The organism is Nocardia sp. GP40, from assembly GCF_050434125.1.
In the GTDB taxonomy this organism is placed as follows: Bacteria; Actinomycetota; Actinomycetes; order Mycobacteriales; family Mycobacteriaceae; genus Nocardia; species Nocardia albiluteola.
On the sequence record NZ_JBNPVW010000007.1, the window covers coordinates 22,414 to 36,708 of the forward strand.

Below are 14,295 nucleotides of genomic sequence, written 5' to 3' on the forward strand. Positions count from 1 at the left end.
CGTAGGAGGCCAGTGGTGCCGGTCACGTAGTTTTTCGAGGTGCGCGACCTGATATCCCGGCCACTGCACATCACCGTCGAAACCACCACGCTCACAGGCGAACCCGTCACGATCTTTTCGTCGTCCGTCAGGTCGGTCTCGGCAAGCGCGGCGTCGATCGGAAACGAACCGTATTCTTTTCTGTATCAGGGTGTTTCGGTCGACTCACTCCAATACTCGGGGTTTCGGCCGTAGTTTGGGGTGGTGTAGGCGCGGTCCCAGGTCGCGTTGTCGGCGAGCAGCTCTCGCCACGGGGCGCATTCTACGTACAGCACACGCATGGAGTTGAGCGCTGCGTGGTGTAGGTCAGGGCCGTCGGTGGATACCGCGTCCTGCGCTACGGCAACCTCGTAGTTGCGTTCGAGCCCTGCACGCACCGTCGCTTCGACGCACACGTTGGTCTGCAGTCCGGCCACCAGCAGCCGCTGCGCGCCCAGGCTCCGCAGTACAGGGTCCAGCTCGGTGTAGGCGAAAAAGCTGTGCCGGGTCTTGTCCAGCACCAGATCGCCGGACTGCGGGGCGATCGCGGCCATCAACTCACCACGCCACCGCCGCTGCTCGGGCGACAGGCTTGGTAGGCGGTGCTGGCGGGATCGAAGATGCCGCACCGCGCGAGGGTTGGCGGCCAGCATCCCGGCCGAGCTGGTCACCTGCCGCGAATACACGATCGGCACATCGGCCGCGCGGGCCGCATCCAGCAGCGATTCGCATGCGGCGACCACGTCGTCCAGGCGCCAGATCGGCGGCCACCCCAGAGCATCACGCAGGCCGTCCTCGGCGAGGTACCCGTTCTGCATATCGATCATCAGCACCGCAAGATCCCGCATCGGGCCCGTCTCCTCCCATCGACAAACCATCCCTCATCCATGATCTCTAGTGTCGAATCATCTTGAGGCCAAATGGCCTACGTGATCGACCGGCGCACTCCGACCCCGAATGTTCATCTCACGCTGCCTGGTCAGTCGTCGAAGGGATTGTCGAACAGCCGCTCAAGTTCGATCTGCTCCGGGTGCACACCGTTCGCGGTCGCATACGCCTTGATCGCGGGCGCGGAACCACGCTTAACCGGCTCTACGTCGCCGCGGCCGCCGGTGCTCCCTACGCCCAGATCCAGTACCTGTCAAGGCGACTCGACCTGCCGACGGTTCACACAGCGCTGCGGCCAGGCCCGTGTCCGATGCGGCTGCCGGTGGCAGGCATGATCGACGGTCGGCCATGGCGCCAATACCTGGACTTCGAGGAAGCACCGACCTTGGTCCGTCACCCGGCTACCGCCGCAGCCATCGTAATCATGTACCTGACGGGCATGCGGCCGCAGTAGGCTTAGACGCTCCGCTCGGGGTGCTGCCCCGATCCTGAGCCCGGATCCACTAGCCCGCACTTGATCCGGGCCCACAACTACAAGAACGTTCGTGACATCAACGGCTACCACATTTCCGCTGGCGCGGAACGTGACGTTCCATGGGTAGCGATCACCCCAGTCGTGAAAGCGATCCGCGTCCTCGAGCAAATGGTCCCAACGATGAGCTGCTGTTCAGCTCCACACACCACGACGTCGTGTCCCAACGCACGCACCACGGCGCCTTGAAGGCGCAAGCCTGGACCGACGGGTTGAACAGCTGATCGAATGGATCAACGCCGAGGCCGTCGCGCAGAACCTGCCGCACCAGCAGGTCCCGCCCGATCCGCTCGGGAGTGTCGGCCTGAGCAGGCTGAGGCGCAGTCTCGCCTGGCATATAGCCCGCAGGCCGGGTGGACTGGTCGCGTTGGCCATCCAATACGGCCACGCACCGTCCTGGACGGCCGCACCGCCAGCGGCTACGGAAACCGAGCCCGACGCGGCTTCCACGGTGAACTCGACGTCGAAACCGCTCTGGCCGCAGCGGACACGGCAGTTCGCCTGCGCGATGCGACTGCGGCCGGGAAAAAGATCTCAGGCCCGGCGGCGCGCCGGGCTCTGGTCACCGCCGCCCAGCTGCCCCGCCTCGAAGGTACCCTCACCACGCCGAAGGCCGCGGCCAAGTTCCCCTGTCATGACACCCCCGCAGAGACGGGCAAGTCCTGTTCGAAAACCCCGACAGCTTCCCGATCTGCGCGTTCAAACGCGATATGGCGCTGTGTGATCCAGACTCCGACGCCACAGCCCCAACCAATTCGCATGCCAGCTCGGCTGCGGCAACGCGGTCCGCACCGACAGCCACGCTCGCGCTGCACGAGCGCACGCTGACATGATGGACCTTCAGGCAGCACACCTGCCCGAGCCAGCAGGTAAATGACTGCGCCTGAACGCAATACGCCTGCGCGGCCTTGCGGGCGCACACGACGCCCAGGCGCGCAACGCCGACGAGGTTGTCGCATGAATCACCGGCACGACAGCGAGCGAGCCCGGATCCGCGCCGCCATCGAACGGCTGCTTGCCGGCCGACCCGAGCGTTCGGATGGCAGCTTCACCGTCATCTCCCTGGCTATCGAGGCCGAGGTCCACCGGATGGCCCTGCACAAGCGACACGCTGACCTGAAGGAGGAGTTCCACACACGCGTCCGAGCCGAAACTCACCAGACTCCGGCCGCAGAACAACGCCTCCGGTGCGAAGTCGCCCGGCTGAAGGAAGCCCTTCGCCAGTCACGAGCAGCCGAAGAAGAATCCCGCCGCCGCGCCGAGCAGATCGTGCTCGCTACGGCGGTCCTTCAGCTTCAGAAGGACGCCAACCCAGCGACCACGCAACAACCCGGAACGCTACTATCACTGCTGCCTCCAGCCAGCGGCACTTTCCTTGACCACGGCGACAATTCATCTGCGTGGACCACGATGAAGCGAGATCGCATCTATGATCGACACCGGTCTCAACGAGCGAATACCAAAGGCCGTCAACCAGGTACAGGCCAGCATAGATCCGGTTGATGAAGTTGCCTTCGGGTGCTCGACCTTCCCAGCAAACGAACGAGTGAAAGGACATGTCCACCATTCACTCCGGCGGCTGCTTGTGCGGCAACATCAGGTACCAGGCATCTGGCAATATAGATTTCCCTCACCTGTGCTTCCCTGATGATTGAGTGAGTTCAAGGGACTCACGCAAAGGAGCAGGGTGGACGAGTGGTCGCTCGTTTTCGTTCCCGACGCCGACCGGTGGGGACAGCTCCCACCCGACGGAGTACTGGGCATTCAGGATCTTCCCGCCGCTGTGGACCGGGTCGGGCTCTTTCCGGGCGATCCGGTATTCGTGCGGCCCGATTTCGTTGTCGACACCGATCTTCTGAAATTCGTTCTCTCAGAAGAGTTTCACGGTCTCGAACGTGAGACGCGCCGAAACTATGCGACCGATATCCGAGTGCTATTGTCGTGGCTGTGGCGGCGCGGTGTTCCGTGGCGGCACGCGACCCGGTCTGACATGAGGGCGTATCGCGAATTCCGTTGCGACTCACCGAAGAACCAGCATCGGATCAGCGGTGCGAAGTGGGACCGGGAGGCCGCAGCATTCACGCGCCTGTTCCGCTGGGTCGGTGTCCTCCTGTTGCCTGTCGATGTGGGGCGCCGGGCGGACCGAGTCCTCCAACTTCAGGACGAGGGCATCTCACCTTCACGCCCGACACCCGGCACGGTGCTGACACTGCGACCCATGTCCGGATCTCGGCGAATGAAGGGAGACAACGCATCCAAGAACGACAATAGCTCGAAGTGGTGAACAGGACGCCGACAGAAGGACTTTGATCCGGCGCATGAATACGTTCCCACAGCCCGATCTATTCAGCAAATTCACACGAAAGGACATATCAACTATGCGTTCCGGCGGCTGCTTGTGCGGCAACATCAGGTATCAAGCATCCGGGAAGGTGCAATTCCCACATTTATGTTCTTGTGTCCACTGTCAAACTTTGTCCGGCAGCCCGGTGATGTCGTGGGTCGATTTCCCCCGCGAGGGTTTCGAATGGACCGGTCCAGGTGGAGAACCGACCTGGTTCAATACATTCCCGGACTCCCAGCGCGGCTTCTGCGGCATCTGCGGAAGCTCGGTCTCGGCCCAGGACGACGGGGACGCGGAACTGGTCGGAGTCACGATGATGAGTCTGGACGACCACAGTGATCTGGTTCCTGAGCGCCAGAGCTTCCGCCCCAACGCTGTTCCGTGGCTGCCGATTGTGGGCGCGCAGGACTGATTCATACCGCAGGCCGGCTGGTCGCTGCCCGAGGAACGCGAGTGCGGCTCCTCGGGCAACGGCGACGGACCTGTGCTGGCGACGATCCGGCAGGACGCGGTGAAAAGGTCGCGACGAACCCTCACCTGCGCCTGTAGCCTCTGTTGTGAGTGGCGGTGACGAGCCTGACGAACTCCGAGCTGCTCCGGTACCGGTCAGCCGTCAGCAGTGGGACCGACACGGAGGCCGACTGATCCGGTCGGCGAAGGTGTGGTGGCACCGCGAGCACCCCGATCGCCCACACCCCTCGGGAATTCCATCGAGGAGGTGCCCATTCATGATGCAACGCACACTGGCTCATGCCCTGCCGACGATCCCCATCGGAGAACGAGTCGCTGTCCAGGGCTGGGTCCATCGACGCCGCCGACTGGGCGGCATCGCGTTCCTGGTCGTGCGCGACCGCACCGGGCTCGCACAAGCCGTGGTCGCCGGAGACGCTGCCGGCCGCCTGTTCGCCGACGTGCCGGAAGAGACCGTGGTCACGGTAGAAGGGAGTATCGCTGCCAACGGGAAGGCCCCTGGCGGCGTCGAGCTCATCGAGCCGGTGATCACCACACTCAGCCCGCCCGCGCTGCCACCACCGGTGGAACTGTGGCGGCCCCCCTCGGAGGTGAGTCTGCCGGTATTGCTCGATCATGCGCCGGTCCTGTGGCGTCACCCGGCACAGAGCATGATGTGGAGGATCGCTGCCGCGTCGCTGCGCGGATTCCGTGCTCTGTTGGACCGGCGCGGGTTCGTCGAGATCCAGACGCCGAAAATTGTGGGCTCGGCTACAGAGTCCGGTGCGAACGTGTTCGAACTGGACTACTTCGGACGCGCGGCCTACTTGGCACAGTCCCCGCAGCTGTACAAGCAGATGATGGTGGGCGTTTTCGAGCGGGTCTACGAGACCGGGCCGGTGTTTCGTGCCGAACCGCACGACACCGCCCGCCACCTCGCCGAATACGTATCCCTCGATGTCGAGTTCGGATTCATCCACGACCACCGCGACGTGCTCGCCGTGCTGCGCGATGTCCTGCAGACGATGCTCACCGAAGTCACCGAGACCGTTCAGACAACGGCATCGAGCGGCATACACCTGCCGAGCGTGCCCGAGGAGATTCCGGTGATCCACTTCCGTGACGCGCTCGCGTTGGTCGGCGCGGGCCCCGACGAACCGGACCTCGCCCCGGACCACGAACGCCGGCTCGGCGAGTGGGCCCGGCGCGAGCACGGTTCGGAGTTCCTCGCGGTGGAGGGGTACCCCGCGGTGAAGCGGCCGTTCTACACCCAGCCCGAACCCGGCGACCCACGATGGACCAACTCGTTCGACCTGTTGTTCAGAGGGCTCGAACTGTGCACCGGCGGCCAACGCCTGCACACCGCCGACGCCTACGAACACGCCCTGGCCCAACGCGGCGAATCGGCAACGGACTACGAGCCGTACGTGCAGGCGTTCCGGCACGGGATGCCTCCGCACGGCGGGTTCGCCATCGGTCTCGAGCGATGGGTAGCGCGGCTCACCGGCACCGACAACATCCGGCGCGCCGCGCTGTTTCCGCGCGACCTCAACCGTCTGAGCCCCTGACCCGCCTTCGCCACATCGCCGGGGGGGCGCCCCCGCGGCCCCCCCCCCGGGGGGGGGAGGGGGGGGTTTTGAGTTTGGGTGGCGGGGGTGGGCGGCGGGGGGGGCGGCGGCGCCGCCACCCCACCCCGCGCGCGCGCCGGGTGGTGCCCGCCCCCCCCCCACCGGCCGCCCCCCCCCCCCGCCCCCCCCCCCGCGCGGGGGGGCCGCCGGGGCGCCCCCCCGGCGATGTGGCGAAGCGTGGTTTCATCTCTGTCGCTGCAGGGTTCCGCGGAGTCGGCGGACGGCGCTCCTCAGCCACCAGACATGTCGTGTAGCTGGCCGCGGGTGTAAAGGTGGGTGACGCAGGTGCGTGACCAATCGCCGCGAGTGTAGGTGTTGGTCGATATCGCGTGTTCCCAGTCGAAGACGGCATCTTCGCGAACTCCGTTGACGACAACGGTTTTCGTCCCGGTGGCCGGATCGCCGGCGTTGTTGGTGGCGTGCGCGTTTTCGAAGGTGGTCAGTTCCATCACCAACGCCCCGCCCGGGGTCAGGACTTGGCGCCAGGCGCGTAGTGCGGACTCGTCGTCCGCGGAGGTGGGCAGGGTTCCGAAGCTGGTCCAGAGGTTCACGATCGCGTCGAAGGGGCCTGCTGGTGGGGTGCGCATACTGTCGCCGAGGTTCTCGGCCATGATCAGCGCATCGGCCGTCACGGACTCGACGCCGGAATCGGATACGGCGGCGGCTGCCTGCCCAAGGACCTGCGTACGCTCACCACACAGGCCGCCACCGTGAGCGCGGCGTATGCCGCAACCCTGCTGCGCGAGATCGACCGGATCAACCTGCACCGCCGCGACGCACTGGTCGATCTGGTCGCCCACGCCTGTGGCGACGAGCTGCTCGACGCCGACATCGCCATCCTCGGGGCAGCGTTCAAACCCGGCTCCGACGATGTACGCGACTCACCCGCCCTGGCGGTCGCAGCCGCGATCCAGCAGCGCGGCGCCAACATCACCGTCTACGACCCGCAAGCGCTCGACAACGCCCAACGCGCATACCCCGCCCTCACCTACGCCACCACCATCACCGACGCCTGCAATGACGCCGATGTTGTTGTGCTACTGACGGAATGGGACCAGTTCCGGATGCTGCACCCCGACGACCTCACCGGGATCGTGCGCCACCGATCCATCATCGACGGGCGAAACAGCCTCGATCCCGCACCGTGGCGAGCAGCCGAATGGACATACCATGCACCCGGACTCCGCACGTAAATAGTGACGGCCGACAACTACCCCCGCCTGACCCGATCAGGTCACTCGGCGGTGATGCCGGTCGCGCGAATATCGACCAATCCGATGCTGGCGGGCACCGGGATGATCGTGTCGCCTTTCCATCGAACCCACAGTGCAATGTTGCCGGCATCGGCCTCGGCGGCCAGCTTCGTCACCGACCACTGCTTATTGCCGCGATCGATTTCAACCGCGATCGCGGGCCGCCTGCCGGGACGCTCGAACAGCAGGTCCACCCGCCCCCGTACACGCGACCGGACCCGGCAGTGTGCGTTGTGAGCGCTTCGGCTTCCCGTACCACCGTCCAACGTCTCCACCGGCTCTGGCGACGTGCCCAGCGGATCGTGCTCTCGGTAATCTGCGCAGTCGCGTCCACGCTCCGCAGCCCCGCGATGCTGTCCCGATGCAGCCAGTCGCTCAGTGATCTCGCCCACCGCGCTGTCTCATCGATCGGCCCCGCCACCACGCCGACATTACTGTGGTTCACACGATGGTGGGAGACGGTGTGTTGGTGGGGAACCCGACCTGGGCCACACGGGGGTCGACATGGCACCCGCGACCCGCCGAGATGGTGTCGTGTCGATACCGGCGGACCCGGCGTAGCGGATCGGCGGTAGCCACATGCACCCGCGAGTCCTGCGAAAGAGGGTGCAGTGCAAGCGAATCACGGTGAGTTGTCACTGTCGGCATGGCAGTCTCGATACATGGGGAAATCAACACTGCTCGTCGACGTCATGGGGTACCCGCACGTCTGTGCCCGGTGCGGAACTCGCCAACAGTGGGTGTGGGCGGTCGAAGCGCGTGCACTTGGCCGCGACGGCACCGTCGAAGCGATCGCCACCGACCAGGAACTGCCGGTACACATCGCCCGCAGCGTACTGACCGCGGCTGGCCGACCCGACGCCGCCACGCTACTGGGGCAGCGCCGCGAGCGCGGGCGCAGTTTCAATCCGAACGTCTGCGCCCATTGCGGGCACCAGGAATGCTGGCACGCATTCGAAAGCGTCGTCGTCGCTGGCGCCCACGCTCCCCGTGACCCGATCGCCAGCGCACCCCACCCTGTCCCGGAATGGCGTCAGCTCATGGCGTCGCTACGCAACTATGAATGCTGGCATGTCGGCCGATGAGGAGCACGTGCCCTGTCGTACCGCTGAACAGATGCACTTGACAGGGAACTGTGCTCATGACAGCACTGCCAGCGACTCGACGCAAGGCCCTCTCGCCCCGCAAGCTGCTGGCGCGATCCAATACCAGGAGCGGCGCGGGCGCTGTCAGCGCCCGCAGGACGCGGAATCCGCTGACCGTCTGTGGCACAAGCGATTATCTTGCGGCACAGACGTGATCATGTCTATCGAGCTCGGCCCCATGACCCAGGCTGCGCTGCGTCAGTGCGCAAAATATCTGAACGGCACTGGCGCGATCGTGTGCTGCGGGTTCCCTGCATCCGGAAAATCAACCACCGCACGGTTCCTGGCCTCACTGACCGACGCGGTCGTGCTGGACAAGGACCAGTACGCGCACGACCTCGAGGTGTCGGTGATGTCCGTGCTGACCCAGCCGAATGATCGTGACAGCGACGTGTACAAATCCGTTGTAGCGCCACATCTTTACTCCGGGCTGATCCGCACAGGGCTGAGGGTCGCAGCCAAGTACCCGGTGGTGATGGACGCCCCATTCCTGGGCACCATCCAGCAGGCCGCGGATCACGGGACAAGTTTGCGCGAACACCTCTGCACGATCGCGAACCTCGACGAGCCGGTACCGGTGACCACCGTATGGATCGACTCCACCCAGGCCGAAATCCGTGCACGGATGCGTGAACGGGGGTTCGCCCGCGACGCCGGCAAACTCACGGACTGGGATGCCTATCGGACCGGGGTACTCGACAGCGGGCTGCGCGAGCTCGCCTGCTCGGTCGTGGACCTCGTCATCGCCAACTGACACCCTCGCGTGTCAGCGAACTCCACCAGCACCTCGATGCCCGGCGTCGGAGTCAGGACCGGCGCCCGCATCCTGCTCGAGATCGGCGACGTCTCCGCATTCGCCTCACCAGGACATTTGGCCGCCTACGCCAGCATCGCGCCGGTCACCCGCCGCTCCGGCACCTCCATCACCGGCGAACACCTCTCACGCTCAGGAAACCGCAAACTCAAACGCGCACTGTTCCTTTCGGCGTTCGCCTCACTCAGCGACCCCGCCAGCCGCACCTACTACACCAGCAAACGCGGCGAGGGCAAAAAGGCACAACGCTGCCCTGATCTGCCTAGCCCGCCGCCGCTGCGACGTCCTCTACGCCATGCTCAAGAACAAACAGCCGGACCGGTCACCACTGCACCCCGCCCAGACGGGCGTACCGGAGCTCGCAGGGCGATTCAGGTACCTGCTGACACCGCTGCGTGGAAGGTGTTTCCGAAGCGCTCGAGCCCGACTGATCGGGATGCCTTGATCAATATGATGTCGCCGTGATCGAGCAGATCAATCAGTAATTCGTGTAACGCCTGTAGGTCGTCGACGCACTCGATGACGCGCATAGAGGGTGCAGTGCCACGTGCCGCGGTGGCGAAGGTGTGCATGTCGATGGTGTGGCCGTAGGTGATGAGTATGTTGATGCCGAGTTCGCCGACCCGGGCGCCGATGTCGTGGTGAGCTTGGGTGCTGGTATCGCCGAGTTCGCGCATGTCGCCCAGGACGGCGATCGTGCGCCGTTGTCCGTCGGCGAGGGTCACGAGGGTGTCGAGGGCGGCGTGGACCGAGTCGGGGTTGGCGTTGAACGCGTCGTTGACGATCGTGATGCTCTCGTGCTCCAGGATCTCCAACCTGCCGGTGGACGTCGGGACGGCGGTGGATAGTCCGTGTGCGATGGCGTCGGTGCTCATGCCGACGCCGAAGGCCGCGGCTGCCACGGCCAGGGCGTTGTGTACCTGGTGCGCGCCGAGCAGTTGCAGTGTCGCTGGCGCGGTAGTTCCGTCGGGGGTGTGCAGGGTGAACGCCGGGCGGCCGGCGTGGACCCTGATGTCGGTGGCGCGCACGTCCGCCGTGGGTGTGGTGCCGTAGGTGAGTACGGCCGCGGTGGTGCGGGTGGCCATCGCGGCGACGAGGTCGTCATCGGCGTTCAGAATGGCCTGGCCGCCCTGGTCGGCGGGGGGAAGTGCGTGCACGAGTTCGCTTTTGGCGTCCGCGATGGCTTCGCGGCTGCCGAACACGCCGACGTGGGCGGTACCGACGTTCAGGACAACTCCCACGCTGGGCGGGGTCAGTCCGGTCAGATAGGCGATATCGCCGAGGTGGCGCGCGCCCATCTCGAGCACCAGGAAGCGAGTGGTGGGTTTCGCGCGCAGCACGGTCAAGGGCAATCCGACCTCGGTATTGAAACTGCCTGGGGTAGCGACGGTTTCACCGTGCCGGGCCAGGACATGGGCGAGGAGGTCTTTGGTGGTGGTCTTGCCCGAGGATCCGGTCACCGCGAGTACTCGGACATCGAGGTGTCCCAGCACATAGTGCGCGAGCCGCCCCAGGGCGGCCACGACATCGGGCACCACGACTGCCGGGGTGCCGACCGGTCTCGCGGCGAGTACGCCCACGGCCCCGGAGGCGATGGCTTCGGGGCCGTGGTCGTGGCCGTCGACGCGAGCGCCGGCGATTGCCACGAACAGCCCATCGGGCTCTATGGTGCGCGAGTCGGCGGAGCTGGGGGCGGTGACCTGAACGTGCGGGTCGGGGGCGTCGTATACCGCCGACGGCCGCGGCGATATCGGCCAGCGTGAGCGCGATCATGCCATCACCTCCACCGGCTGCGGGTTGGTGAACGTGATCGCGCGCCCGGTGTAGGAGACGGCCAGCCGGGCGAGCGGGACCCGCCGGTGGTTCTGCCCCCACGCGGACGGGTCGCGGAACAGGATCATCGGGTCGGCGCCGTCGTCGAATCCGTGGGCGACGACCAGATGGCCTCCACGGCGGCCGTCGACGGGGAACTGCTCGGTCACGCTGATGATCAATGGGCCGCGGGTGATCGTGGCGGGCAGTTCTTCGACGGTGACCGGTTCTGCGTGACCGGGGACGCCGAATTCGGTTGCCAGGTCAGCGATTCCGGTGTGTAGCCAGCCGCGAGGGGTGAGTGCGTCGCGGGCCACGCCCAGGTGGCACAGTTCAGTCACGGTCGGTGCGGGGCCGCCGTGGGCGAGCAGGATCATGCGTAGGGCCGCCATGCCGCAGGCGCGGTTGGACCATTCCATGCGGTCCCCCAGTGCGGGGCCGTCGTGCTGGGCCCATTCGGTCTCGGTGATCAGCTGCCGACACATCGGGACATCGTGGACTACGGACACAGGCAGGACGAACCTCCGCAACAAGGGGGCCGGGTATCAGGCAGCCGGTGGGTACAGTGCCGCTGTCCCCGCCAAGGCCGGGACAGGCAAGGGCACATCGTACGCCGGCCGCGACAGGGCTTCATGCATCATCGCCAGTACCACCTGCTTGAGGTCCAGCCCACACCAGCGGGCCGCGGTCAGGAAATTCGATTCCCGGGACAGGCCCGGGGTGGTGTTCACCTCCAGCGCATACGCCTGTCCAGCCTCGGTGACGATGAAATCCACCCGGATCGCTCCGTGGCATCCGAGCCCGTCCCACAGCCGCCGCGACTGAAGCATCAGCGTTTCGGGGACCGGGGCTGGGAACTCGGCGCGCTCGAGCGTTACCGGGGCTTGCGCGGCGGCATCGAGTTTCACTGCCGCGTCGTAGAACTCGGCTCCGCTGCGGACGAGGGTGGCCACGGGCGGGAGCGGGAGCACCAGTAGCCCGTCCGGCAGTTCCAGCAGGCCGACGGTGACCGGGGCGCCCTGGATGTAGTCCTCCACCAGTGCCGGGGACGGGTCCACGCTCCACGCGGCGTCCAAAGCTGTTGGCAGAGCAGCGGGTTCGTGGACCAGGCTCATTCCTACGCTCGACCCGCCCGCGGGTGGTTTCACGATCACCGGCCCGTGCCACGGCACCGTCGAGCCTGGCCGGCACACCCGCGCCGGTGGTGTCGGTACTCCGAGCGCGGTCATGAACCGCTTGCACAGCGTCTTGTCCGCGGCGATCGCGCACGCCGCGACCGGGCTGCCGCACAACGGTTTCCGGATCCAGTCCATCACCCCCTGCAGGCGTCCGTGGTCTTGCGAGTCCGGGAACCCATAGCGGCAGACTCTAACCGAACCCGCTTGTGGGCGCGCCGCCGATCACCGGATCGTTTCACCCGCCGGCCGGGGGCTGGCCTCGCCGGGCGTGGTGACGAACTGTGCGATGGCGTCGAGATCCGGCTCGTACCCGTCGGTGGTGTCCACGGTCATCTGCGCGACGGCCATGCTCACGGGCACGAAGGACTCGGCGGTGCGTGTTCCGGCGGCGATTTCGGCGAGCAGGCCCGCGTCGTTGTGGGCGCGCCGGTGGGCGTCGTGCTCGGCGCGATGGGCGATCCGATCGTGGAGCACCTGTTGCGGGGCGGTGCAGTGGATGATGCGGATCTCGGCGAACTCAGCCACCCGCAGCAGGTTCGGGCGCCAGAGCCGGTCCTGGAAAGCGGCTTCGGCGACCGCGCTGACACCGCTGCGGGCCAGCACGGTCAGCACATCGAAGAACGTGTGTAGGACGGGAATGTTGAGGTCGTCGTAGTCGCCGTCGCTCGTGGGCGCGGTGGCGGCGACCATGCCCTGTTTGATCTCGTCGCGGATGATCGCCGGAATGCCGATGCGCTCGGCCAGGGCGTGGGCGAGGGTGGATTTACCCGATCCGGGAGGGCCGCTCACGACGGCGATCACCGGGTTCTGCGCGGAAGTGGGCATGCGGCATTGTCGCAGGTCACAGCGATGGGCGAACCATTTCGGGTTCCACACCCTGCCCCAGGGATTCGGCATCTCGAACCATCGACAACCGCAGCGGACGGCAACTCCAGTATTGCCGCCCCCAAGTGCCCGTGACCAGCAATGCCCGAGTTGCTAGGAGGAGTTCCCTACGGGGGTTCGGGTGCTCGATAGGGATGCAGCGGTGGCTCAGCACATGTTGTGGCACAGGTCCGCCCACGATCGACGGCACTGGTCGCAGACGATCCGGGCGTTCTCGGGCACCACGTCCACGTCGGCCTCGACAGCGGTCGAGAGCGAGGTAATCGCGTCCCACCAAGTGCCTTCCAGTCATCCCGCTGCGGTATGGGGCAATCTTGATTGCGGGTCGCGCGATCACATGAACACTGCCGTCGGCGCAACGGATTGAAGACTGGAGGACACCGATGATCATTCACCGCGACACATCCGCCCTCGGCACCGCCGCCGAGCAACAGCTCCTCACCGACTACGGGCTCGCCGGTGCCACGCCTCTAGCCGAGGGCACCCAGGCCCGCGTCTGGGCGCTGGGCACCGACCGGGTCCTCAAGGTATATCCCAACCCCGACCAGCAAGCCCACCTCGAGATCCTGGCGGAGTTCTACCAGCGCCTGGACACCTCCGCGGTGTCGTGGGCGGTGCCCCGCATCCGCTCGGTCACCCGCCACGACGAGTTACTGGCCACGGTCGAAGACCGCATCCCCGGCACCACGATGGACACCCACGCGCGCGATGCCGAGGATCCTCAGCTCGAACAGCTCTACCTGCACACCGTGCGCCAGCTCGCGACCGTGAGGCTGGACCCGCCGCTGGGGCGGCGCCGCCTGTTCCCTGCACCAGCAGACCCCGCCGATACCGGAGACTGGAACGCCTTCGTCACCGCCCTCATCACAGCGAAATGGCCTGCCGTCGCGCCGATCCTGCGCCAGGATGTCCCCGACATCGACACCCGGCTCACGCAACTGCTGGACCGGTTCACCGGCCGCTACGACGGCCCCGAAGCGGTCGTGCACGGCGACCTGTACCCGGGCAACATCCTCATGACCGACCACGAGACCGTCACCGGTGTCATCGATTTCGGCACCTTCACCCTGATCGGTGACCCGCTCTACGATCTCGCCGCCGCCTGCGGGTTCTGGCGCATGTACGAACCCGATCACCACGCGGCCCGGGACCGGTTGCTCGCCGCCGCGGCCACCGGACTCACCGCCGACGAGCGCCGCCGACTGCTGGACTACCTCCTGATCGCCGCGGTGACCACGTGCGACCTGTACCCCGAGCCCGACCGGCCGATCTCCGACACCGGCCACTACCAATGGGCAGCGGGAATCCTGGCCTGCGAACCGTATTGGAACCCCGCCTCATAGGAGCT

At 66.3% G+C, this 14,295-nt stretch carries 16 protein-coding genes and 2 pseudogenes; 10 read left to right on the plus strand and 8 right to left on the minus strand.

The genetic code is table 11. The annotated features are described in order from the left end of the window. Nucleotides 1-185: 185 nt before the first annotated feature. Nucleotides 186-866, minus strand: coding sequence for a cysteine hydrolase family protein (locus ABH933_RS21790; protein WP_429428543.1), 681 nt, complete (start codon nucleotides 864-866; stop codon nucleotides 186-188). Between the two features lie 645 nt (nucleotides 867-1,511). Continuing rightward, complete coding sequence (locus ABH933_RS21795) at nucleotides 1,512-1,826, minus strand: hypothetical protein (protein ID WP_429428542.1); 315 nt, start codon at nucleotides 1,824-1,826, stop codon at nucleotides 1,512-1,514. 569 nt (nucleotides 1,827-2,395) lie between these two features. Between ABH933_RS21795 and ABH933_RS21800 the strand changes: the two genes are divergently transcribed. From ABH933_RS21800 to aspS, 4 genes are all read left to right on the plus strand, one after another. Beyond that, nucleotides 2,396-2,941, plus strand: a complete 546-nt coding sequence (locus tag ABH933_RS21800) for a hypothetical protein (protein WP_429428540.1) — start codon at nucleotides 2,396-2,398, stop codon at nucleotides 2,939-2,941. Nucleotides 2,942-3,221: 280 nt separating this feature from the next. Further along, entirely contained in the window at nucleotides 3,222-3,722 is a 501-nt protein-coding gene (locus tag ABH933_RS21805) for a hypothetical protein (RefSeq protein WP_429428538.1), read from the plus strand. A 94-nt stretch (nucleotides 3,723-3,816) separates the two neighbouring features. Continuing rightward, nucleotides 3,817-4,194: a GFA family protein gene (locus ABH933_RS21810; RefSeq protein WP_429455090.1), complete on the plus strand. Its 378-nt coding sequence runs from the start codon at nucleotides 3,817-3,819 to the stop codon at nucleotides 4,192-4,194. 316 nt (nucleotides 4,195-4,510) lie between these two features. Continuing rightward, on the plus strand, nucleotides 4,511-5,800 hold the full coding sequence (gene aspS / locus ABH933_RS21815; protein ID WP_429428534.1) for an aspartate--tRNA(Asn) ligase: 1,290 nt from the start codon (nucleotides 4,511-4,513) through the stop codon (nucleotides 5,798-5,800). Nucleotides 5,801-6,090: 290 nt separating this feature from the next. Here the strand turns inward: aspS and ABH933_RS21820 are convergent, their stop codons facing one another. Then, on the minus strand, nucleotides 6,091-6,492 hold the full coding sequence (locus ABH933_RS21820; RefSeq protein WP_429428532.1) for a hypothetical protein: 402 nt from the start codon (nucleotides 6,490-6,492) through the stop codon (nucleotides 6,091-6,093). On the opposite strand from ABH933_RS21820, the pseudogene ABH933_RS21825 reads away from it, so the two are divergent. Both ABH933_RS21825 and ABH933_RS21830 read left to right on the plus strand, forming a co-directional pair. After that, nucleotides 6,481-6,561: pseudogene (locus ABH933_RS21825) on the plus strand (hypothetical protein); the annotation flags it as partial. The gene ABH933_RS21820 and the pseudogene ABH933_RS21825 sit on opposite strands and share 12 nt — an antisense overlap. 9 nt (nucleotides 6,562-6,570) lie before the next feature. Next, entirely contained in the window at nucleotides 6,571-7,053 is a 483-nt protein-coding gene (locus ABH933_RS21830) for a UDP binding domain-containing protein (RefSeq protein WP_429428530.1), read from the plus strand. Between the two features lie 41 nt (nucleotides 7,054-7,094). Here the strand turns inward: ABH933_RS21830 and ABH933_RS21835 are convergent, their stop codons facing one another. Continuing rightward, nucleotides 7,095-7,307, minus strand: coding sequence for a hypothetical protein (locus ABH933_RS21835; RefSeq protein ID WP_429428528.1), 213 nt, complete (start codon nucleotides 7,305-7,307; stop codon nucleotides 7,095-7,097). Between the two features lie 468 nt (nucleotides 7,308-7,775). Between ABH933_RS21835 and ABH933_RS21840 the strand changes: the two genes are divergently transcribed. The 3 genes and pseudogenes from ABH933_RS21840 to ABH933_RS21850 all read left to right on the plus strand — a co-directional run. After that, nucleotides 7,776-8,198 (plus strand): hypothetical protein, encoded by a 423-nt coding sequence (locus ABH933_RS21840; RefSeq protein WP_429428526.1) that lies wholly within the window; start codon nucleotides 7,776-7,778, stop codon nucleotides 8,196-8,198. Further along, entirely contained in the window at nucleotides 8,185-9,012 is an 828-nt protein-coding gene (locus tag ABH933_RS21845) for an AAA family ATPase (protein WP_429428524.1), read from the plus strand. The genes ABH933_RS21840 and ABH933_RS21845 overlap by 14 nt, the downstream gene beginning before the upstream one ends. 30 nt (nucleotides 9,013-9,042) lie before the next feature. Beyond that, nucleotides 9,043-9,379, plus strand: a pseudogene (locus ABH933_RS21850) (transposase); the annotation flags it as partial. Nucleotides 9,380-9,443: 64 nt separating this feature from the next. On the opposite strand, the gene ABH933_RS21855 reads toward ABH933_RS21850, so the two are convergent. The 4 genes from ABH933_RS21855 to ABH933_RS21870 all read right to left on the minus strand — a co-directional run bounded on the left by ABH933_RS21855 (nucleotide 9,444) and on the right by ABH933_RS21870 (nucleotide 12,887). After that, complete coding sequence (locus tag ABH933_RS21855) at nucleotides 9,444-10,718, minus strand: UDP-N-acetylmuramoyl-tripeptide--D-alanyl-D-alanine ligase (protein WP_429428522.1); 1,275 nt, start codon at nucleotides 10,716-10,718, stop codon at nucleotides 9,444-9,446. Between the two features lie 123 nt (nucleotides 10,719-10,841). After that, nucleotides 10,842-11,369 carry a C39 family peptidase gene (locus tag ABH933_RS21860; RefSeq protein WP_429428520.1) on the minus strand — a complete coding sequence of 176 codons (528 nt, stop codon included), beginning with the start codon at nucleotides 11,367-11,369 and terminating at the stop codon, nucleotides 10,842-10,844. A 60-nt stretch (nucleotides 11,370-11,429) separates the two neighbouring features. Then, entirely contained in the window at nucleotides 11,430-12,197 is a 768-nt protein-coding gene (locus ABH933_RS21865; RefSeq protein ID WP_429428518.1) for a D-alanine--D-alanine ligase family protein, read from the minus strand. Between the two features lie 87 nt (nucleotides 12,198-12,284). After that, on the minus strand, nucleotides 12,285-12,887 hold the full coding sequence (locus ABH933_RS21870) for an AAA family ATPase (RefSeq protein ID WP_429428516.1): 603 nt from the start codon (nucleotides 12,885-12,887) through the stop codon (nucleotides 12,285-12,287). Nucleotides 12,888-13,330: 443 nt separating this feature from the next. Here ABH933_RS21870 and ABH933_RS21875 point away from each other — a divergent pair, with 443 nt between their 5' ends. Beyond that, a complete protein-coding gene (locus ABH933_RS21875; RefSeq protein ID WP_429428514.1) occupies nucleotides 13,331-14,290 on the plus strand; it encodes a phosphotransferase family protein in 960 nt (319 codons plus the stop codon). Nucleotides 14,291-14,295: the final 5 nt, after the last annotated feature.